The sequence below is a fragment of the Bradyrhizobium sp. SZCCHNPS1003 genome (assembly GCF_032381555.1).
Lineage (GTDB): Bacteria > Pseudomonadota > Alphaproteobacteria > Rhizobiales > Xanthobacteraceae > Bradyrhizobium.
Window position 1 is genome coordinate 254191 of the sequence record NZ_JAUHIU010000011.1, and the last position, 22057, is coordinate 276247.

At 62.4% G+C, this 22057-nt stretch carries 13 protein-coding genes and 1 tRNA gene; 11 read left to right on the forward strand and 3 right to left on the reverse strand.

Annotated features, from left to right (window positions below):
• The first annotated feature begins 124 nt into the window (after window positions 1–124).
• A complete protein-coding gene (locus tag QX126_RS20130) occupies window positions 125–514 on the forward strand; it encodes a response regulator (protein WP_315736285.1) in 390 nt (129 codons plus the stop codon).
• Between the two features lie 135 nt (window positions 515–649).
• On the opposite strand, the gene QX126_RS20135 is transcribed toward QX126_RS20130, so the two are convergent.
• Window positions 650–877, reverse strand: coding sequence for a hypothetical protein (locus tag QX126_RS20135; RefSeq protein ID WP_315783137.1), 228 nt, complete (start codon window positions 875–877; stop codon window positions 650–652).
• 227 nt (window positions 878–1104) lie between these two features.
• Between QX126_RS20135 and QX126_RS20140 the strand changes: the two genes are divergently transcribed.
• Entirely contained in the window at window positions 1105–2340 is a 1236-nt protein-coding gene (locus QX126_RS20140; RefSeq protein ID WP_315783138.1) for a GGDEF domain-containing protein, read from the forward strand.
• Window positions 2341–2361: 21 nt separating this feature from the next.
• Window positions 2362–2985 carry a peptidoglycan recognition family protein gene (locus QX126_RS20145; RefSeq protein WP_315783140.1) on the forward strand — a complete coding sequence of 208 codons (624 nt, stop codon included), beginning with the start codon at window positions 2362–2364 and terminating at the stop codon, window positions 2983–2985.
• A gap of 92 nt (window positions 2986–3077) precedes the next feature.
• Here QX126_RS20145 and rpoH read toward each other — a convergent pair whose 3' ends face one another.
• Together rpoH and QX126_RS20155 are read right to left on the reverse strand one after the other, a co-directional pair.
• Window positions 3078–3977 carry an RNA polymerase sigma factor RpoH gene (gene rpoH, locus QX126_RS20150; protein ID WP_315737032.1) on the reverse strand — a complete coding sequence of 300 codons (900 nt, stop codon included), beginning with the start codon at window positions 3975–3977 and terminating at the stop codon, window positions 3078–3080.
• Window positions 3978–4196: 219 nt separating this feature from the next.
• Window positions 4197–5177, reverse strand: coding sequence for an RluA family pseudouridine synthase (locus QX126_RS20155; RefSeq protein ID WP_315783204.1), 981 nt, complete (start codon window positions 5175–5177; stop codon window positions 4197–4199).
• 31 nt (window positions 5178–5208) lie between these two features.
• Here QX126_RS20155 and QX126_RS20160 point away from each other — a divergent pair, with 31 nt between their 5' ends.
• The 8 genes from QX126_RS20160 to QX126_RS20195 all read left to right on the forward strand — a co-directional run bounded on the left by QX126_RS20160 (window position 5209) and on the right by QX126_RS20195 (window position 22053).
• The gene (locus QX126_RS20160) at window positions 5209–5547 is read left to right on the forward strand and encodes a hypothetical protein (RefSeq protein ID WP_315783142.1); all 339 of its coding nucleotides are present in this window, start codon (window positions 5209–5211) and stop codon (window positions 5545–5547) included.
• Between the two features lie 410 nt (window positions 5548–5957).
• Window positions 5958–6032: transfer RNA gene (locus QX126_RS20165), tRNA-Glu, on the forward strand.
• A 594-nt stretch (window positions 6033–6626) separates the two neighbouring features.
• On the forward strand, window positions 6627–7727 hold the full coding sequence (locus tag QX126_RS20170) for a DNA cytosine methyltransferase (RefSeq protein ID WP_315783144.1): 1101 nt from the start codon (window positions 6627–6629) through the stop codon (window positions 7725–7727).
• Window positions 7724–10885, forward strand: coding sequence for a DISARM system SNF2-like helicase DrmD (drmD, locus tag QX126_RS20175; RefSeq protein ID WP_315783146.1), 3162 nt, complete (start codon window positions 7724–7726; stop codon window positions 10883–10885). Before QX126_RS20170 ends, drmD begins: the two co-directional genes overlap by 4 nt.
• The gene (locus QX126_RS20180) at window positions 10882–14931 is read left to right on the forward strand and encodes an Eco57I restriction-modification methylase domain-containing protein (protein ID WP_315783148.1); all 4050 of its coding nucleotides are present in this window, start codon (window positions 10882–10884) and stop codon (window positions 14929–14931) included. Before drmD ends, QX126_RS20180 begins: the two co-directional genes overlap by 4 nt.
• A 3-nt stretch (window positions 14932–14934) precedes the next feature.
• Window positions 14935–16164, forward strand: coding sequence for a restriction endonuclease (locus tag QX126_RS20185; protein WP_315783150.1), 1230 nt, complete (start codon window positions 14935–14937; stop codon window positions 16162–16164).
• Complete coding sequence (drmA, locus tag QX126_RS20190; RefSeq protein WP_315783152.1) at window positions 16142–20206, forward strand: DISARM system helicase DrmA; 4065 nt, start codon at window positions 16142–16144, stop codon at window positions 20204–20206. Before QX126_RS20185 ends, drmA begins: the two co-directional genes overlap by 23 nt.
• The gene (locus QX126_RS20195) at window positions 20203–22053 is read left to right on the forward strand and encodes a DUF1998 domain-containing protein (RefSeq protein WP_315783154.1); all 1851 of its coding nucleotides are present in this window, start codon (window positions 20203–20205) and stop codon (window positions 22051–22053) included. Before drmA ends, QX126_RS20195 begins: the two co-directional genes overlap by 4 nt.
• The last annotated feature ends 4 nt before the right edge of the window (window positions 22054–22057 follow it).

Sequence of the window (22057 nt, forward strand, 5' to 3'; positions counted from 1 at the left end):
ATCTACGTGCCTGTTCCAATTGCAGCTGGGTTTTCTGCCACTTTTTCTGATTGGAACCGAACCATCCGGCTGTTCAGCTTTTAACTCACATTACTTTACGAGCACACATTCGTGGAGGACCTGCATGGGACAGTCGCAACCTTTCCGTGCCACCGCACTGATCGTGGAAGACGATCTGGCGCAGCGCGAGATGATCACGCTGCTGCTCGAAGAGAGCGAGTACGACGTGATCGCGTGTGAGAGCGCGGAGGCCGCCGAACTCGTCCTGAACAAGCCGGGTCATCGCATCGTGCTGCTGATGACCGACGTCAATCTGGCGGGCCGCATGAACGGGGTCGAGCTTGCCCATCTCGCCAAGGCGCGTCACCCCCACATCAATGTGGTCGTCACTTCTGGCCGGCCGCTGTCGCAGCCGCTGCCGGGCGGCACGAAGTTCTGGAGCAAGCCGTGGGCGCCGCTCGATGTGCTGCGCGAGGCTGAGGTGACGCTCGAGCGCGCGCCCGATATCGGGTGAGGCCAAGGTCTTGCTCCGCCAGCGTCGCTCAAAGGGTGATGCGTGGCAAATGCCGACCGGTGGAGACGTGGGATTGGCTAGCGGCCGAGCCGACTGAGAGCCGGGTGGAAGCCGCGCTCCCACCCGGAAGTGCAACTACTTCTTCTTGGCAGCCTTCTTGGTCTTCTTCGCAGCTTTCTTGGTGGCCTTCGCGGCCTTCTTCGCCTTCTTCGCCATGGCATCCTCGTCAGGAGTTGATGGATTGCAACGCGACTTCGAGGCTTCGCTGGCGCACGCCAGCCATGCATTAGCCTCGGGTGTCGATCCCAGCAGATTCGCGAAGCTCTGCCTCACGCTGTCACCAGCGCGGTTGCGCTTATCCACAGCTCGATGCATTCGCCGGCCAGTTGCGCCGCTGGCACGCAGGTCGTGACAAGGTTAGCGGATCGTAAAAGGTGTCTTCATTGATTCAAAACCAAGGCGCAATCTTGGTTGCGACCTTGAGGAACCGTTAACTGCGCCGCGCCCATGTTGCCGCGAACAACAGGGTAGCTCATGAGCGCGGCGCTATTGAACATCGAGGACAGGAGCTGCGGCGTCCTGCTGTCGGGATGCTGAACGTTCCGACGCTATGGACCGCCTTCGTGGTCAATTTCCTCGCGCTGGGCCTGATCTGGGCCTACGTGATGCGCAGCTATCCCAATCTGGATTCGGCGCGGTACTGGACGGCGTCTGCGTTCATGTGCGCGCCGGCGGCGACGTTCGCGCTGACGCGGTTCTATTTCGGCTCGTTCGTTCCGCTGCTGGCCGGCGGCTCGCTGATGACCTTCGCGATCTGCCTCGCGGCGATGGGCGTCGAGCGCTTCTATGGCTACAGGGCGTCGTGGCGGCTGAGCTTGATCGTCGTCGCGATGACCTGTGCGTCGATCGCATTCTTTCAATACGTGTACGACCACGGCCCGCTGAGGATCCTGTGCTACTCGATCGGGCAGGCGGTCCCCATGGCGATCATCGCGCGGCTGGTGCTGGATGCGAGGCGCGGGCCCGTCAATCCGGGAGCGCGGCTGGCCGGCCTGCTGTCGGTTCTGATCATCGCGGTGTTTGCCGCGCGGTCGATCGGGGCGTTCGTCGGCGCCGATTTCAATTTCAGCCACTCCACCAGCGGCCAGGCCGCCGCGGTGCTGCTGCTGATCTTCCTGTCGATGTCGCTCAACTTCGGCTTCCTGCTGATGGCGGTGGACCGGCTGCGCAACGAGGTCGCCGATCTCGCGCTGCTCGACGATCTCACCGGCGTCGCCAACCGCCGTCACCTGATGCAGCGCCTGAGCGAGGAATGCGCGCGCGCCGAGCGCTCGCGGCGGCCGTTCGCGCTGCTGGTGATCGACCTCGACGGCTTCAAGACCATCAACGACACCCATGGCCATGCCGCCGGCGATGCCTGCCTGCAGCACTTCACGCTGATGGCCCAGACCCGGCTGCGCCCCGGCGACATGCTGGCGCGCACCGGCGGCGACGAATTCTGCATCGTGCTGCCGGCGTCCGCCCTGCGCGAAGGCGCGATGATCGCGCGGCGCATCCTGCAGGTCTGCCGCGACGATGCGGAGGCCTGTGCCGGCGCCGAGGTGCCGATCGAGGTCTCGATCGGCATCGCCGAATGGACCGAGGATGTCGGCGCCTTCCCCGACCGGCTGATGGCGCGGGCGGACCAGGCGCTCTATGCCGCCAAGAAGGAGGGCAAGAACCGCTATGCCGTCTTCGCCAGTGACCATGAGACGCCGGCATTGGCGCCGGACCAGATCGAGCCGATGATGGCGCCGCCGCGCCGGCAGGATGCCACCGCCGGGTAGCCGGTGCTATCGTTGCCGGCCATGAGGCCGGTTCTGTTCTTCCTCCGCGCAGCGCTCGCGCTGCTTCTTCTTCCTGCGCCGGTCTCGGCCGAGGATCTCACGTCGCTCGCCCGCTCGTCCGGCACGCCGGTCATCCCCGGGCTGAAGATGGTCTGGCTGGCGCCGTGGGGCGATCCGGCCCAGGCCCATCCCTGGACCAACATCATCGTCCACCAGACCGAAGGGCCGGCGGGATCGGCGCGATCAGGGGCGCTGGCGCAAGCCAAGAACCCGAAACGGCGCGGCGTCACCGTGTGGGTGGAAACCGACGGCACGGTGTATTGGGCGGTGCCGGAAACCCTGGTGACGCTGCATGGCGACGGCGCCAACCGCAACGACAACCGCTATATCGACAACGGCCCGACCTATCGCAAGGTCGTCCGCGATAATTCCATCGGCGTGGAGTTCGCCGGCAACTATCCCGACGTCACCCGGCCCGCCACCGAAGCCCAGATCGCCGCGTGGCGCATTCTCTCGAAGCTGCTCCGGCTGCGCTATCAGATCCCGCGGGAGCGGATCTATGCGCACAACTGGATCGACTACAAGGATGCCCGCTATTGCGAGGGCTGTGCGCTCGCCGGGCTCGCCCGCGCTGCGCCGGACTGATCACATAACAAACTGATCACATAACAAGAAGCCGGCGTCTCCGCCGGCTCCGATCGCATCCAAAGACCACCTTCAAGCCGCAAGCCGCGCCGCTAATGCGCGGCCTCCAGGGCCGCCGCCTCCTGCTTGGCGATGGCGCCCTTGACGGCGGACTGCACCTTCTCGAACGCGCGCACCTCGATCTGGCGCACGCGCTCGCGCGACACGCCGAACTCGGCCGCCAGGTCCTCGAGCGTCATCGGCTCGTCGGCCAGGCGCCGCGCCTCGAAGATGCGGCGCTCGCGCGCGTTGAGCACGCCGATCGCGCCGTTCAGCGCCTGCCTGCGGTGGTCATATTCCTCGTGCTCGGCCATGATGGCTTCCTGGTTGGGCGAGGTATCGACCAGCCAGTCCTGCCATTCGCCCGCTTCGCCGTCGTCGCGGATCGGCGCGTTCAGCGAGGCGTCGCCGCCGAGGCGGCGGTTCATGTCGACCACGTCCTGATCGGTCACGCCGAGGCGCTTCGCGATCAGCTTGACCTGATCCGGATGCAGATCGCCTTCATCCAGCGCGGAGATCTTGCTCTTGGCCTTGCGCAGGTTGAAGAACAGCTTCTTCTGGTTCGCGGTGGTGCCCATCTTCACGAGCGACCAGGAACGCAGGATGTACTCTTGTATCGACGCCTTGATCCACCACATGGCGTAGGTGGCGAGGCGAAAGCCCTTCTCGGGCTCGAACCTTTTCACCGCCTGCATCAGGCCGACATTGCCTTCCGAAACGACTTCGGATATCGGCAGGCCGTAGCCGCGATAGCCCATGGCGATCTTGGCCACGAGCCTGAGGTGGCTGGTCACGAGTTTATGCGCTGCGTCGCTGTCGTCATGCTCGCGCCAACGCTTGGCGAGCATGTACTCCTCCTGCGGTTCCAGCATCGGGAACTTGCGGATCTCGGCGAGGTAGCGTGAAAGTCCGGATTCTCCATTGAGAACCGGCAGTGTAGCTGTACGGGCCATCGAGCGCCCTCCAGTTGGTTCAGGCCCCCGATAGCGGCGGGCCAGGCAAAGCGGTCGCTTGGTTAAAGCCGGCCGGTTTGCGACGTTCCATGCGTCGACCATTCGACGCAGGCGCAACATACACCATTTTCGCCCCCCGGTGGAAGGATTCCGGGGGTCACGTCCCCGTGTGGCTGCCATAACCTGCTGGCATGCTTGCGTTTTTCTGAAGGCGCTGCGTCATAGCGCCGCTCGCAGGGCGCTCCTCAACAGCATGAGATCCTCCGGCAGCTCCGATTCCCAGTGCATTGTTTCTCCCGTCCGCGGGTGCTCGATGACCAGCAGATAGGCGTGCAGCGCCTGCCGTCCGAGCGCCGCGAGCGCGTCCCGCGCGGCCGGCGCGAGCTGGTTCGCCTTGGTCTTGAAATGCGGGCCATAGACGGCATCGCCGAGCAGCGGATGGCCGAGGTGAGACAGATGCACCCGGATCTGGTGGGTGCGCCCGGTCTCGAGATGGCAGGCGATCAGCGACGCCACCGGCTTGCCGTCGCGGCCGAGAAAGCTCTCCTGCACCTCGTAATGGGTGATGGCCTCGCGCCCCCGCGGGCGCACCGCCATCTTGTCGCGCGCATGCGGATGCCGGTCGATGGCTGCGTTGATGGTGCCATGCGGCCGGTGCGGCACCCCCCACGCAAACGCCAGATAGCCGCGCTCCATCGCGCCGGTGCGGCCGTGGTCGGCGAACTGCGCGCTGAGCGAGGCGTGCGCCCGATCGTTCTTCGCGACCACCATCAGCCCGGTGGTGTCCTTGTCCAGCCGGTGCACGATGCCGGGCCGCTTCACCCCGCCGATCCCGGAAAGACTGGCGCCGCAATGCGCGATCAGCGCGTTCACCAGGGTGCCGGTCTCGTGCCCGGCCGCGGGATGCACGACGAGGCCGGCCGGCTTGTCGATGACGACGATGTCGTCGTCCTCGTAGATGATTTTCAGCGGGATCGCCTCGGCCGCGGGCTCGGCCGGCACCGCTTCCGGCACGTCGATTGTGATCGTGTCGCCGGCTGTGACGTGATAAGCGGGGTCCCGCACCGCCTCGGCGCGGAGGCTGACCTGACCGGCCAGGATCAGCGCCTTCAGCCGCGACCGCGACAGCTCCGGCAGCCGGGCCGCGAGCACGCGATCGAGCCGTGGCGAGCCTTCGTCGCCGGCGACCGTGACCGTCATCAGACCGTGGGATTGTGAAGTCGAGATGTCCATGAATTCCACCGTTGCGCCCGAGCCGTCATCGCCCGAGCAGGCCCAGCTGATGGCGCGGCTGCGGCGCATGATGATGATCGCGGGCGTGACCACCTCGATCGCGATCGCAGTGCTTCTGGTCGCCATCGGCTACCGCCTTTTCCGCGGCGATGGAAGCACAGCTTCGGGCCCCGACCTCACCGCCATGCTGCCCAAGGGCGCCCGCATCGTCGCCACCGGCACCGCCGGCGACCGCTTGGCCGTGACGCTGGACATCTCCGGCATCACCGAGATCCGCACTTTCGACGCCAAGACCCTCAAACCCACCGGCCGCCTCCGCTTCGCGGTGGAGCCGTAAGGGCAGGGGCGGTTTCGCCCGCCCATTTCGGCCCATCTCTCTCGACACGGGCAGTCAGCGCCTCCCCCGCCTGCGGGGCGAGACGAGCGAAGCTCGCTCTGAGAGCTCGCAGCGCATCGAAAGATGCGATGCGGGTGGGGGAACTCTCTCCACACGCACCGCCGCCCGCCGCGCCCCCACCCCAACCCTCCCCCGCAAGCGGGAGAGGGAGCGCACCGCCGGCGTGGCGGGCTCTCTCCATCGATGGCCGATCCCTTCGCCACCCGGGCAGTCCACTCCCCTCCCCCTTGCGGGGAGGGGTCGGGGGTGGGGGTCTCCACAGGGAAAGACCCTCGAGGCACTCACCCCACGAAATTTCCTATCCCCCGTCTTGCGGCGCGGCGATTTCGAGGCTATGCGGTTCACCTCACGCTCCCTTCGTCTAGCGGTTAGGACGCGGCCCTCTCAAGGCTGAAACAGGGGTTCGATTCCCCTAGGGAGCGCCAATAAAATCAGATACTTAGCTGCGTGCGGCCGAAACCGTCGAATATTCGTTGAATAAGTGTCCGCGGACGGCAGCGACAATCCGAGCCACGCCTGTCTGATTGCGTGCTATGGTATGATGAGTTTGTGGCGCGTAGGCGTCCTCATAATGCTAGTCCGGGGCGGGCGTTAGAATTGTTCGGGCCCGCCACCTACGAACAAGGCCGGGCACCCCGGCCGGGGGCTTCCCTGCCGCTCAAGACACTCCGGCATCGTGCGAACGCCTTTTCTGCCTCGTGACGATCTGCACGCAAGCCCTGTGGACAAGGCGGTCCACGCTTGAAAATTGCGACCACTCTGTCCTCTATGCCCACTCTTCGAAGCTTTCGGGACACAGCATGAAGACTATGCTGCCCGGCCGCTAAGAATGGCTTCGGCTTGCTGCTAGACGCGGACGCCGATGGGATTCTTTTTGATCGCATCGTGATCTATAGAAGAGCACTGGTCCGGCGGTCGTTGTGATTTCCGTGGAAGAGTTCGCGCACCTTTCTGCCGCGCCAGGTAAGGCAGGGGCCGCAGCGGCGTGTGGCAATAGATAGAGTGATTGCAAAAAAGCGATGAGACTGAGCGGGGGCCATAATAAGAGCAAGCGTGGAGTCGGCAAACCACTGATCCGTGCCGTCGATTTGTTCTGTGGCGTCGGAGGTCTCACGAGAGGCCTCGAGAAGGCGGGCATCAACGTCCGTTTGGGCGTCGACATTGACCCTGCCTGCGAATATCCGTTCACCGCCAACAACGACGCCGAGTTTCTGCTCGAGTCTGTCGTGAGTCTCTCACCGTCACGTCTAATCGAGGCCATCGGTGGAGCGCAATTCACGCTGCTTGCCGGATGTGCGCCCTGCCAGCCCTTCTCGACATACAAGCAGAAGCTGGGCCCATCCGACGGGCGATGGCATTTGCTCGCGCACTTCGGACGCCTCGCCCAAAAGGTCGAGCCCGATCTGATAACGATGGAAAACGTTCCGAATCTTCGCAAGCAGCAGGTTTTCCGTGACTTCGTTTCTGCTCTCGCGCAGCTCGGCTTCCATGTCAGCCACCAGGTCGTCAACTGCGTCGACTACGGTGTCCCGCAACTAAGGCAAAGGCTCGTGCTGCTGGCTTCGAGGCTTGGACCGATCGAGTTCGCCCGTCCCAAGATCAAGCAAGTCAAAACCGTTGGTGATGCTATCGCAGAGCTGCCGCCGATCGAAGCTGGTGAAACATGCGAGCGCGACCCGCTTCATCAAGCGGCCACCCTTTCCCCGCTCAACATGAAGCGAATCCGTGCCTCGACGCCGGGCGGCACCTGGCACGACTGGAAGCGCGACTTGATAGCGGAGTGCCATAAGCGAAAGACCGGCAAATCGTATTTCAGTGTCTACGGCAGGATGTCATGGGATGAGCCTGCACCCACCATGACCACTCAGTTTTACGGCTTCGGCAGTGGCCGCTTCGGCCATCCCGAACAGGACAGGGCAATCTCTCTGCGCGAAGGCGCGATCCTTCAGAGCTTCCCCAAGGGCTACAAATTCGTTGCCAAAGGGGAGCCGGTACACTGCAAGACGATCGGCCGACTGATCGGCAATGCAGTTCCGGTCAAGCTCGCTGAAGCCATCGGCGAGTCAATCATCCAACACGTAAACGACTACAGATCACCCGCTAGAAGGGCCGTCGAATGAGCGACGCAGCTCAGAAGCGTCCGGTCGCCGAGAGCGCCATTGTCCGGTCCGCTCCCGAGCCGGGTCAACTCGTCGAGGTCCGAAGGCGTCAATGGATTGTCGCCGAGACTGATGCATTAAACGGAAGCAAACAGCTCACCGCCCCGCAGAACCGTCTTACACTCACCTCGATAGACGAGGACTGCCTGGGCGAGCAGCTTGAGGTTATTTGGGAGATCGAGCCGGGCGCTCACGTTATCGAGCGCGCTGGCCTGCCTTCGATCACGGGCCGAGACGATACAGAAAGGCTAGAGGCGTTCCTCGACGCCGTCAGATGGGGTGCGGCAACCAACGCCGACAGAGGTTTCCTCCAGGCCCCGTTCCGCAGTGGCGTCAGCATCGAAGATTTTCAGCTCGACCCGCTCGTTCGGGCGATCGATATGGCTCGCGCCAATCTTCTGATCGCGGATGACGTCGGTCTCGGAAAGACGATAGAGGCGGGCCTCGTCATACAAGAACTACTTCTACGGCACCGCGCCCGTACCGTTTTCGTCGTATGTCCGGCGTCGCTCCAAGAGAAGTGGCGCGTCGAGATGCAGGAGAAGTTCGGTCTGGAGTTCAAGATCGTCGACCCCGCATACGTCAAGGAGCTTCGGCGCGGCCGTGGCATCCACGCCAATCCCTGGACCTCGTTTCCGCGGCTGATCACTTCCATCGATTGGATCAAGTCCGGCGAAGCGCTGCGCATGCTGCGCGATGTCCTGCCCGTCAGATCCAGCTATCCACGCAAGTTCGATATCTTGGTCGTCGACGAGGCGCACAACGTCGCGCCTGCCGGCTCAGCTCACTACGTGCTCGCGAGTCAGCGCACGCAGCTCATCCGAAAAATCGCGCCTCACTTCCAACATCGCCTGTTTCTGACTGCGACGCCGCATAACGGTTACACGGAGTCGTTCACGTCACTGCTCGAACTCCTCGACGATCAACGCTTCTCGAGGAACATCCTGCCCGACGACAAACAGCTCTCGCAGGTCATGGTTCGGCGCCTCAAGACGGACCTCTTGGACAAGGCCGGCAAGCCGCTCTACCCGAAACGAAACTTGCAGGCGCTGGCCGTGCCGTTCACCGCGGACGAGCGCCGGATGCAAAAGCTGCTTGAGGCCTACTGCGCCAGCCGTGAAAAGACGTGCGCACAAGCAGGGACAGCCGCTACCAGCTTCATCAACAACCTTCTCAAGAAGCGCCTCTTTTCGTCTCCAGCCGCCTTTGCATCGACCTTGGAGCGGCACTACGCGACACTCACGAGCGGCAAAGCTGCTGGGAAAGCTGACGAGCTGTCGGATCGCATCTTGCGCAAAGCGATCCTCAAGGCGGAGGAGGATTATGCCGACGACGCCGAAGTGGAGGCCGCTCAAGCCGAAGCGGTTGACGAAGCCACCAAGCGCAGCGCACCGCTGACGGCTAATGAAGAGCGCATGATCGATGAAATGCGAGAGTGGGCGCAGGAAGCAAGCCGCCGCATCGACTCCAAGGCCAGGGCGATCATCGATTGGTTGGAGGCCAACCTCAAGACCTCAGGTGACTGGAACGGCCGAAGGGTCATTCTGTTCACCGAGTACCGGACGACGCATCAGTGGCTGCAGCAAATCCTCGCGTCCCACGGCTTTGGCGGGGACGGCCTTTCCCTGATTCACGGCGGCATGGATCACGAGGAACGTGAACGGGTCAAAGCCGCGTTCCAAACCAATCCCGAAGATGCTCCCGTGCGCATCTTGCTCGCGACCGACGCGGCCTCGGAAGGCATCGATCTCCAAAATTACTGCAATTGCCTTATCCACGTGGAGATTCCGTACAATCCCAACGTAATGGAGCAGCGCAACGGCCGCATCGACCGCCACGGTCAAAAGGAAGCGGAGGTGCTGATTTGGCATCCCGTGGACGGCGGCGCGGCGGCCGACGGCTCTTTCGGCGGGCACAGCGAGGACATCATTCGCGCGTTGAAAAAACTCGAGGCGATGCGCGAGGACATGGGCAGCGTCAACCCGGTGATCGCGCCGCAGATGGCTGGCCTGATCGAAGGCAGCCGCCGCGAACTCGACACGCGCGAAGCCGAAGCGCGCGCCGCGAAAGTAAGGCGCTTTGTGAGAGCTGAGCAGAAGCTCAAGGAGCGCATAACCAAACTGCATGAACGGCTTCAGGAAACCTCGAAGGATTTCCACCTGACCCCTGCGCGCATCTGTGCGGCAGTGAAGACCGCGCTCGCTCTCGACAAGAGGCCGCCGCTCAAGCCGGTCGACCTTGCGGGCGCACCGGCGGGCACGGTGTTCGAAATGCCGTCTCTCACCGGTTCGTGGTCGCGCTGCGGCGAGGGCCTCCATCATCCTCACACCGGCAAGATACGTCCGATCACCTTCGATCATGCCGTTGCCAAGGGCCGAGACGATGTCGTTCTCGTTCACCTCAATCACCGCCTCGTGCAAATGTGCCTTCGGCTACTTCGTGCCGAAGTCTGGGCTCAGAATGACGTCAAGAAACTCCACCGCGTCGATGTTCGCGCGCTGCCGTCATCGATGGTCGATGATCTCGCGGTCGCGGTGATATCGCGCCTCGTCGTGACCGGCGGCAACCACCACCGTCTGCACGAGGAGCTCACGGTTGCTGGCGGTTTCCTGAAGGACAATGCGTTCGGCCGCGAAACGCGCGTCACGCAGGTCAATGACTGGTTGGACAAGGCGGTTTCGATCGAGGCCACCGATCGCTTGTTCGAAGGATTGAAGCAGCGTTTCGAGAGGTCGCTGGAAGGCATCCAGCTGGCTATAGAGGCGCGTTCGCGAGAGCGACTTCGGAATCTCGAAAATTCCCTCGAAGCCCGAGAGCAGCAGGAGATCGCCAACATAACCGCGGTGCTGGACGAGCTTGAGCGCGCCATCACCGCCGAGCTTCGCAAGGAAGACGAGCCCGAGCAGCTCGACTGGATCAAGACGCTTCATGAAGACGAGCGCTTGCAGGTCCGGCGCGATATCGACGGCTTGAAGCATCGGCTTGCCCGCATCCCCGCCGAAAAGCAGGAGGAGATCGAGGCGATCCGCAAGCGCTTCGCCCGATATCAGGTCAACACCTTCCCTGTCGCCGTCATCCTGCTCGTCCCCGAAGATCACCCGTGGAGGCGCGCCGCATGAGCGATCGCACGCACCACTCCGAATGGCTGTCACTGATCGATGTGTCCGGGCCGTTTCTCGCCGAACCGGTCTTGAAGGAGGCCTTTCCTCAGGGGCTCGGCGGACTGGATTCGGCGAAGAAGACGATGCTTCGCCAAGCATACGACGAGTGGCGCGAAGCGCGCGACCTCGACGATCCGCTGCTCCCGAAGATTCACCCGGCCTGGATCGATCTCGTCCTGAAGCAGGGCCTGGAACTCGACGAACAAGGCAAGGGCGACGTGCTCAAGCCTCGTGCTGCCTTGCCCGAGACGCTGGCGTACGCGCTGCCCGAACACGGCGTCACCCTCCGTCCCGACTATGCGGTCGTCGATGCCGAAGACAAGCCGCTTATGCTGGTGGCCGCGTACGACCCGGACATCTCGCTGAGCGATGCAAGGAAGGGCGATGCCTGGGCCGCCTCGCCCGCCGAACGCATGGTCGAGCTGTGCAGGGCCACCGGAGCGCGCCTCGGTCTAGTTACCAACGGTGAGCACTGGATGTTCGTCGACGCGCCGGTAAATGCCGCGACGACAATGGCGAACTGGTATGCGCGGCTCTGGGGGCAGGAGCCGCTCACCCTGCAGGCCTTCGTTAATCTGCTCGGCATCAGGCGCTTCTTCGTCGACCGAAGCGAGCAACTGCCCGCGCTCCTCGACAAGTCGCTGGAACATCAGGACGAAGTCACCGACGCACTCGGCGAGCAAGTCCGGCGCGCGGTCGAAGTTTTGATCCAGGGACTCGAACGGGCGGATGTCGACCGCAAGCGCGAGCTGCTCGAAGGAATCGAGCCTACGGAACTCTACGAGGCCGGCCTCACCGTCATGATGCGCATCGTCTTCCTGCTATCGGCGGAAGAGCGCGGCCTATTGCTGATGGGCGACCCTCGTTACGAGGCCAACTACGCAATATCGACGCTGCGCCTGCAATTGCGCGCGAGTTCGGATGAAATCCTCGAACGCCGTTGGGATGCGTGGTCTCGGCTCCTCTCGATGTTCCGCGCCGTGTACGGCGGCATCGATCATGATTCCATGCGTCTGCCTGCCTTGGGCGGATCGCTTTTCGATCCCGACCGATACCCGTTTCTGGAGGGCCGCACCAAAGGTTCGAACTGGAAATCCGATCCTGCGAAGCCGCTGCCGATCGACAATAGAACAGTCTTGCTGCTGCTCGAAGCAGTGCAGCTCTTTCAGGGCCGGACACTTTCATACCTCGCTCTCGACGTCGAACAGATCGGCTACGTGTACGAAGGCCTCCTTGAGCGCACGGCCGTCCGCGCTGCCGAAGTTACGCTCGATCTTGCTGCGACCAAGAGTGCCGACAATCCGTGGGTCTCATTGCCCGAGCTCGACGCCGCTGCTGCCAAGGGTGGCAAGGCATTAGAAGACTTGCTCAAAGAGCGGACGGGCAGTGCTGCGAGTCGCGTGCGCAATGATCTGGGCCGGCAAGTCGACGACGCGTCCACCGAAAGGCTTCTGGCCGCGTGCCACGGCGACCGCGATCTGCGCGATCGGATAAAGCCGTACTTCCATCTGCTTCGAACCGATCCGTGGGGCTATCCGCTCGTGTACCCCAAGGGCACGTTTATGGTCAGAACAAGTTCCGACCGGCGGGAAACGGGCACGCACTATACGCCCAAGCCTCTGACAGAGGCCATCGTAACGGAGACATTGGAGCCCCTCGTTTATATTGGCCCCTCCGAAGGCGAGCCGCGCGACGAGTGGAAGCTCAAGACGCCGTCGGAGCTGCTCGATCTGAAGATTTGCGACCCGGCCATGGGTTCGGGAGCGTTCCTTGTCCAAGTCTGCCGATGGCTGTCTGAGCGTCTTGTCGAATCCTGGCAGGCGGCGGAGGCGCAAGGCAAAGCCATCACAGCCGAGGGCGACGTGCTGGATGCGCTCGGGGCGAACGAGCCTCTTCGTCCCGATCCCGCCGAGCGACTATTGATTGCCAAGCGCGCGATAGCGGAACGATGCCTCTATGGCGTCGACATGAACCCGCTGGCCGTCGAACTTGCGAAGCTGTCGATCTGGCTAGTCACTTTGGCCAAGGGCCGCCCGTTTGGCTTTTTGGACCACAATCTTCGCAGCGGAGACAGCCTGCTCGGACTGCAGTCGCTCGATCAGTTAAAATACCTCGAGTTAAAGCCTGGGCACTCCAGTTCCAAACGCCTTTTCGCCTCGAACATTGACAAGGCTATCGAAGAGGCTCTTGCACTTCGCGCGGCGCTGCGGACGCGTCCGATACGTGACATCCGCGATATTGCAGCCATGGCGGACCTCAATGAAGAAGCGACCAAGCGCCTGACGCTGCCACATGCGATCGCCGACGCGCTGTTTGCCCAAGTGCTCAAGGCCGAAGGTCGCCCGATCGATGTCGTAGACCTCTCTGTTGAAGCTGGCGAGGCGGTCGCCGGGTCACCTACCGCGCTCGAAGCATTGCGACGACGAGCGCTCGATCTAGCATCGGCTAGCACTCCGTTTCATTGGCCGCTTTCATTCCCGGAGGTGTTTGCATCCAAACGAGGCGGCTTCGATGCTTTCGTAGGCAATCCTCCCTTTCTCGGTGGTCAACGTATTTCTGGGGTCCTTGGCGTATCCTATAAGGAGTATCTTGCTCATAGACTGAGTTTCGGTGATCCCGCGACAGCAGATTTAGTGGTTTATTTTTTTCTGCGAGCATTTCGTCTTTTGTCAACTCGCGGGTATCTCGGATTTCTTGCTCGTCGCAATTTCTCCGAAGGCAAGAATCGAGAAATCGGGCTTGAGCAAATAATCAATGCGGGAGCCACGGTTCACGCGGCACGCACAAACATACCTTGGCCAGGCAAGGCCGCGGTTGTTGTGCACCAGATCCACATTGCGAAGAGTCCTTGGGCTGGCCCGCTCCGTCTCGACGACAAGGCTGTCGCTCGCATTGACTCTCATCTCGGCGATGTCGCGCTTCCTACGCCCCGGACGTTGTCCGAAAACACTCGCAAGATGTTCCAAGGCATCATTCTGAACAATGAGGCGTTCAAACTTCGAGACGGTGAAGCACAAGCACTCCTAGAGAAAGACACAAGCAACAAGGAAGTCGTGTTTCCGTTCATTGGCGGAAACGAGATCAATTCATTTCCAGATCAGCGGCCAGCATACTGGGTAGTGAACTTCTGGGATTGGCCGCTGAATAAGGCGCAAAAACACGAGGCGCCCTTTTCTCTCATAGACGCAAGGGCGACGCGCAAGAGCGGGAACTGGTGGCGCCCACTACGTCCTCGACCAGACCTTCACCATGCAATTGGGCGCGGTCATCATTTCATACGGCACCCCAGGGGATGGCAAGGTGATGTCAGGCGCTACGCTCGCGTTCTCGCAATATCGCGAAGAGTGACGAAGTATTGCGCCTTCACGTTCTTGGACAACAATTTTCTATTCTCCGATCAGCTTTACGTCCTCGCCGATGATAGGTTTTCGGTCTTCGCCCTATTGTCTTCGGACATCCATGCTGTCTGGGCATGGCATCAGAAGACCTCGATGGGGGCGGACCTTCACAGTCTCTCCTATACAAACGGTGAGATCTTCGAGACGTTTCCCTTCGCTGACGGGATGATGTCTGACGGAGACGCAGCTCTCGATCGGCTCGGGGAGAAATTCTTCAAGTCCCGGCAATCTTTGATGGAGGAGCTGGGTGCCGGGCTTACGGGTGTTTACAACGCCTTCCACGACCAAACTCGGAACGACGCGCGGCTGCTCGAACTCCGGCGACAGCAGGCTGAGATCAACAGAACAGTTCTTGCGCGATACGGCTGGGATGATGTCCGCACGGAAGAAGCATTTCAAGAGGTGGCCTATCTTCCCGCAGGCAGCAACGTGCGGTTCACGGTCAGCGAGACAGCGAGGCTCGAAATATTGAAGCGCCTCGCAATGCTGAACCGAGAGCGTTCGGAAAAGCAGGAGGAAGCGCCTGGGTCCATCACCCAAGGCGACCAGGACGAACCATTGGAGGAAGGCTTATTCGCTCCTCGTGAAATAAGAAGGGGCATATAGACGGTGCCTAAGGTGGTCGCGCATCAAGATTGCCCTTCCTCCGATCTGATCGTGGATGCCATCTACGAAGGTGGGCAGACCAGGGACTCCGGCAGTGATGCTATTGCCAAGACAATGCCCGGCAGCGGAAACCAAGGTGGATTCCGGGCCGCTGGAGCGGGCGAAGACAAGAAGTTCGTTGTCCTCTATACGAGCGGCGAGGATCGCGATTGGCCAGATCATCTGGAGCTGAGTACGGGTCAGTTCTCTTACTTTGGCGACAACAAGACGCCGGGACACGAGCTCCACGAGACGCCGCGCAGCGGCAACCGCATCCTGCGCCGTGTCTTCGATTTATTGCACGCGAACCCCAGCCAGCGCGGGCTCATCCCTCCATTCTTTGTCTTCAAGAAGCACCCGACGCCGGCGAGTGCCCGGTCGGTGCAGTTCAAGGGCTTGGCTGTTCCGGGCTTTCCTGGCCTGCCCGCAACGAGTGATCTGGTTGCTGTCTGGAAGACGACCGGCGGTCAGCGGTTTCAGAACTATCGCGCCGTGTTCACGGTGCTTGATGTGCCTGTAGTGCCTCGCGCTTGGCTTCAAGACATCGCGGCAGGGCGGACGCTCGGTCCTCTTGCTCCAAAGGCTTGGATCGATTGGGTGCAGAGCGGGAGCTACCGGCCGCTCGCATCCGAGAGCACGACCGTCATCCGCAGTGCAGAGGAACAGCTGCCCGATACACCGTTGAAGCGGGAGCTGCTCGGTGTCATCTACGAGCACTTCAAGGAAGCGCCGGTCGCCTTCGAGGCGTTCGCGGCGCGGGTCTTTCAAATGCATGATCAGCGTGTCATCATAGATGAGATCACACGGGCGTCGGCCGACGGCGGGCGCGATGCCATCGGGCGCTATTTGCTGGGCTTGAGCGACGATCCCGTCTACGCGGAGTTCTCACTCGAAGCCAAGTGCTATCGGCCAGCGTCGAGCGGAGAAGGGGCAAGCACGGTCGGCGTACGGGAAGTCTCGCGCCTGATCTCGCGGATTAAGCACAGGCAGTTCGGAGTGCTCGTCACGACATCCGTCGTGGGACGCCAGGCATACGAGGAAGTGCGCGAAGACAAACATCCGATCATATTTCTCTGCGGCAAGGATATCTCGGACATAGTGACGTCGAACGGTTTCAACACACCGGAGCTATTGAGTGCGCTCCTGGAACGAGAATTCCCGGGAGGGAAACATGGCGGAAGCAGCAGCGGGTAACGGTACGGCAGGCAAGAACGCGTGGCTCGCCGTCGACAAAGGCGGGAAGCTGCTTCCGGGGTTCACTCTCACGCTTGCGGGTGAACGCAAGCTGCACGCCGCGATCGCCCATAGCGACTGGCTTTTGATCGCCGACCCGTCCGGTATGGCGACGCGCGTCGGGCGCGTGATGCGCGTGCGCTCCGATCTAGAGAGCACGGTTCTTTATCTCGAGAGCGTGCTCGAGATCGGCGGAAACGCGACCATCGCTTCGACTGGACTGTCCATGCCCACGGGAAAGACAGCGCGGTTGCAGTGGAACGATTTCCTCGCCGCTGTAAAGAAACTGACCGGGGGGACGCCCGATGACGTTCCGCTGATCGGCTCGCGCAAGGGCAAGGAGAACGAAGACATCTCCTATATCCGGGAGCTCCTGCAGTTCGCGGTGATGGACGACCTTCTCGGGCCCGCGAACGGCCCGCACGAGCGCATCATCGATATGAGCGTGCGGGACCGCTACCTCGTGGGCAAGCTCGCGCCGCGCGAAGTCGAGAAGGACGCCGTCGAGGGAGGCCTGACCACCGCGGAAGATGCAGACGAAGAGCCGGGCGACCTCGGCGTTCACACGGGCCGTCACGAGCCGGGGGCGGAGTTCGACAGCACGACAGGCCGCGTCGACGCCGAAGCAGAGTCTGCCGACGAGATCGATGCGACGAGCAACCAGTCGCTTGTGCCGTCGAGCCTCGGCCTGACTTTCTGCGTCGACGGTGACGTGAATCAAATCGAAATCGAAGCCCGATGGGGCCAATACGAGCGCCTCTACGATCACGAACATACGAAGGCGATCAACAAGAAGATCAAGGACGCGGAAGGCAACGTCATCCGGAAAGAAACGACCGAAGTCAAATCGAAGGTCTGGCAGCGCATGCCCTGCGGCGGCAAGCTGACGTTTGACCTCACAGATGGCGTGATCTCCCACCGCCCGCCCGACAAGGATCGTCCGGATGTCAGGGTTCAGGGCACGGTGCGGCCGAAGAATGCCAATGGCGACCGGCTGATCACGCTGTTCCTTGTCAACGCGCAGACCGAGCCCGGCGAAAACAAAGACGCAGCCTGGCTCTTTCAGCCCGAACTGATCGTCCGCTCGCAGGACGGCAAGGCGATCTTCAGGCGGCGCGCGGCGCTGGCCACGAAGGACGATGACGAAGAGCGCAAGGCGCTTGAGATGATCTACCGCAAGCAGGTCGAATTCGCGGTCGGCCACGGCGTCTCGGTCCACGCGAATACGGTAGCTGATAATTCGGAGAAGGCCGACGAGGTGCGCACCGTCGTCATGCCCCAGTACGAGGTGCCCGTCACAGAGACGCCGGGCCTGCGACCGCAAGACCGATCCGCCATGCGCGACATGGTCGAAAAGGGCCATCTCGACATGGAAGTCTTGGCCGGGCTCGAACGGAAAGACCTCGTCGCCGCGCTATCGGTGCTCCCGGGCGACTATGGAGACTGGATCGCGGAGCAGCGCGCCCGCATCGGCAAGGATGTCACCGGTCACGACGCACAGGCCAAGGCCGCGCTGGATCGCTGCGATGAAATCCGCAAACGGCTGGACGAAGGCATCGCCGTCCTCGCCGATGCGAAGAACGAAAAGGCCCTTGCGGCATTCCGCTTCGCGAACCTCGCCATGGCGAGGCAGCGCATTCACAGCCTCTATGCGCTCTCGCAGCGCCGTGGCGAAGGCAAGGCTCTCGCCGATTTCGAGCAGCGCCGCAACAGGTCGTGGCGGCCGTTCCAGTTAGCGTTCATCCTCTTGTCGATCCCGTCGCTCGCCGATCCCGCACACAAGGACCGGACCGCGCCGCTCGACGCCTATGCTGACCTTCTCTGGTTCCCGACGGGCGGCGGCAAGACCGAAGCGTATCTCGGCGTCGCCGCGTTCGCGATGGCGATACGACGGCTGCAAGGCGTGCTCGGCGGCTACGATGGGACCCGTGGTCTCACTGTCATCATGCGCTATACGCTGCGCCTGCTGACGCTCCAGCAATTCCAGCGCGCCTCGACCTTGATCTGCGCGATGGAGCTTCTGCGGCAGGAAGCTTTGGCAAATGGCGACAAATCGTGGGGCGGGGAGCCGTTCACGATAGGGCTATGGGTCGGCAACAAGGTGACGCCCGGCACGACAGCCGAAAGCAACCAGGTTATCCGCAACATCCGCGACCCGGAAAAGTTCGACGCCGGCGGCACGTCTCCCGCGCAGCTCACGAGCTGTCCGTGGTGCGGATGCGAGGTCGATCCGAAACAGGACATCGAGGTCGATACCGCGCGCAAGCGGACCATCCTTTTTTGCGGTGACAAGAAGGGCGGGTGCGAGTTCTCAAAGGGCAAGTCGAGCAAGAAGGCGCAGCCCGGCATTCCCGTCCTCGTCGTGGACGAGGAGATCTATCATCGCCCGCCGTCGATGATGATCGCGACGGTCGACAAGTTCGCCCTCATGGCGTGGAAAGGCGAGGTGCGGACGCTCTTCGGTATGGCCGCGACGGAATGCCCGCGGCACGGCCTTCTCTGGCCCGAGGCCGATTGCACCGGCAATCACAAGACATACAAGGGGCTGCCGAATACGGCCGTTCGCAACATCACTCGCCTGAGGCCGCCCGACGTCATCATCCAGGACGAATTCCATCTCATCAGCGGCCCGCTCGGCACAATGGTCGGCCTGTACGAAACCGCGATCGACGAGCTTTGCAGTTGGCAGCTCGGCGGCAAGACGGTCCAGCCCAAGATCGTCGCCTCGACCGCGACGGTGCGGAAGGCGGCGGAGCAGGTCAACAATGTGTTCATGCGTCGCGTCGCTGTGTTCCCGCCGCACGGCCTCGACGTCGAGGACAACTTCTTCTCGATCCAGCGCCCGGTCGCTTCGATGCCGGGACGGCGCTATCTCGGGATCTGCTCGCCGGGCAGCTCGCGCCCCGCCATGCTGATCCGCGTGTATACGGCCTTCTTGACCGCCTCACAGGCGCTGTTCAACCGCTTCGGGCAAGCGGCCGATCCGTATCTGACCACGGTTGGCTACTTCAATTCCCTGCGCGAACTCGGCGGCATGCGCCGCCTCGCCGAAGACGACGTGCAGACGCGATCCTATCGCGTGCAGATGAGCGACGTTGACCGGCCGGGCCTCGAGCAGCGCGCCGTGAGCAACATTCGCGAGCTCACCTCGCGCGTTTCGAGCCGCGATATTCCGAAGAACCTCGACCAGCTCGAGATCAAGTTCAAGGCGTCCTATGACGCCGCGCTCGGACGCTACGTCACCGTATGGGACGAGAGCGAACCGCGATCGATTGATGTCGTGCTGGCGACGAACATGCTCTCCGTCGGCGTCGACGTGAACCGTCTCGGGCTCATGGTCGTGAACGGCCAGCCCAAGGGAACGGCCGAATACATTCAGGCGACAAGCCGCGTCGGCCGCTCCTTTCCGGGCATCGTTTGCACCGTGCTCACATGGGCGCGTCCGCGCGACCTTTCGCACTACGAGACGTTCGAGCACTATCACGCGACCTTCTACAAGCACGTCGAGGCGCAATCCGTCACGCCGTTCTCCCCGCGCGCGATGGATCGCGGGCTCACCGGAACGATGCTGAGCGTCATGCGCCTCGAGAATCCTCTCTTCAACCCGAACGCCGGAGCGGGGGCTCTCGATAAGCCCGATCGAACGGAAGCGATCGAAGCGCACGATCTGCTCGTGGACAGGGCGTGGCAAATCTCGCATCAGGCAGACATCAAGAATCTCGCCTCCACCGAGCTCAAGGAGCGTCTCGACGAGTGGGCAGGAGAAGCAGGTAAGGGTGGCCGGACTCTCGCCTATGAGAAAAAGGGCCCGAATGTGTCCACGACCGTCGCGCTCTTGAAGCGGCCCGGCATTCAGGCGTGGGACAATTTCACTGTTCCCATGTCCATGCGAGAGGTCGAACCCGGCGTGAGCCTCATCATGAGCACCGTCAGGATCGGCGGCTCCGATCCGGGATGGAATCCGCGGCCCGCCGGGAAAGACGATGCAGGAGGCGACGCATGACCAGCGACAAGACTCCCGTCGGCCAGGTCAGGCCGAGTCAGCTTCTTTGGACCTACGGGCCCGGCGCTCTCGTCGATCTGCCGAGCCTATCCGTCGTTACGCTCGGCATCGACAAGTGGGAACTGAGCCGTTGCCCTCCGCTGGAGGAGGCGCGCCTGCTGGCCGCCGTGCGCCGCGAGCTGGGACCACAGGTCCAAAGCCTTCGCATGCCGCCGTTCCAGCGCAGCGAGAATGTCGATCCGTTCTCCGCCGAAGCCTTCATCGGCGTTCCGGTCCGGCCCTTTCCGCGATGGCTGCGATGTGTGAAATGCGGGCTCTTGTCCGCCTACGATACGGGACTCTTTGAGTGCAAAGAGCATCGTTTCCGCCCCGAGCGAACGCGCTTCGTTCACAAAGACTGCAGGGGTTCGAAGAACGACCAGCCGGCAAGGGACGTCGATGCCGTGCCTGCTCGCTTCCTGCTCGCCTGCCGCCGCGGCCACCTCGACGATTTCCCGTGGCACTATTTCGTTCACAACGGTCCGTCCGGCTGCAAAGGCACGCTGCGCTTTTATGAAAGCGACGCATCGCTCCAGACCGAAAATCTTTGGGTCAAGTGCGACGAGTGCGGCGCCGCCCGCAGTATGGCGCAGGCCTTCGGGAAAGTCGGCCGCGAGAACCTACCCGGCTGCCGCGGCCGTCACCCGCATGTCGATCACTTCGACACCGGCTGCACGGAAGAAGCGCGGGCCGTACTGTTAGGGGCAACAAACAGCTGGTTCCCGATCACGCTTTCGGCTCTGGCGATTCCGCTGACATCCGATCCCATCGTTCAGCTCGTTCAAGACGGCTGGGATTACTTCAGCGATCTCGAGTCCGAGGAGCAGGCCGTCGTCACCGTGAAGACCCTCAAGAAGACGGGCGCGCTATCCGGTATCGACAAACATTCGCCGAAGGCGATCTGGCAAGTCATCCAGCAGATCAAGGCCGGCAATACGGGAGGAGGCGTAACCGATGCCGACATCAAAGGGCCGGAGTGGACCGTTCTCACTCATCCCAATCCTCCGACCGACTGGCCACACTTTCTGAGCAAGACCGCGGCCGCTCCCAAGGACTTCGAGAAAAAGATCGCGAGCATCCTGCTTCTTGAGCGCCTGCGCGAAGTGAACGCCCTGATTGGCTTCACCCGCGTCGAAGCGCCAGAGGAGGCGACCGACGTCAATAAGCGGCCTCCGCGCGCTGCCTTGTCCAGAAGCGTCCCCGAATGGGTGCCTGCCACGGAAGTTCACGGCGAGGGCATTTTCATCAGGTTCGATGAAGCTGCCGTAAAGGCGTGGGAAATCGAGCCAGCGGTTGTGTCGCGTCTTGCCAAGATCGAAGCCGGTCATCGCGGCTGGCGCAACGCGCGCAAGCTCGATCCGGCCGAAGGCTTCCCGGGCATTCGCTATGCCATGCTCCATACGCTGTCACACCTCCTGATCCGCGAGCTCGCCCTGGAGTGCGGTTACAACGCCGCCAGCATCAGGGAGCGCATCTACGCCAATACCGAAGGCGACAGCCCGCAGGCGGGAATCCTGATATATACGGCGGCCGCAGATTCCGACGGTACGCTCGGTGGCCTCGTCGAACTCGGAAAACCCGACAATCTGGGTCGGCTTCTCAAGCAAGCTTTGGGCCGCGCGGGCATTTGCTCGTCCGATCCGCTCTGCTCGGAGCACAATCCGGAAGCGGACCGTTCGCTGCACGCCGCCGCCTGCCACGCCTGCTCCTTCGTCTCGGAAACTTCGTGCGAGAAGGGCAACCGCTACATTGACCGTGCGCTCGTCGTTCCGACTTTGGAAGTGGCAGACGCGGCCTTCTTCGATTGAGGCC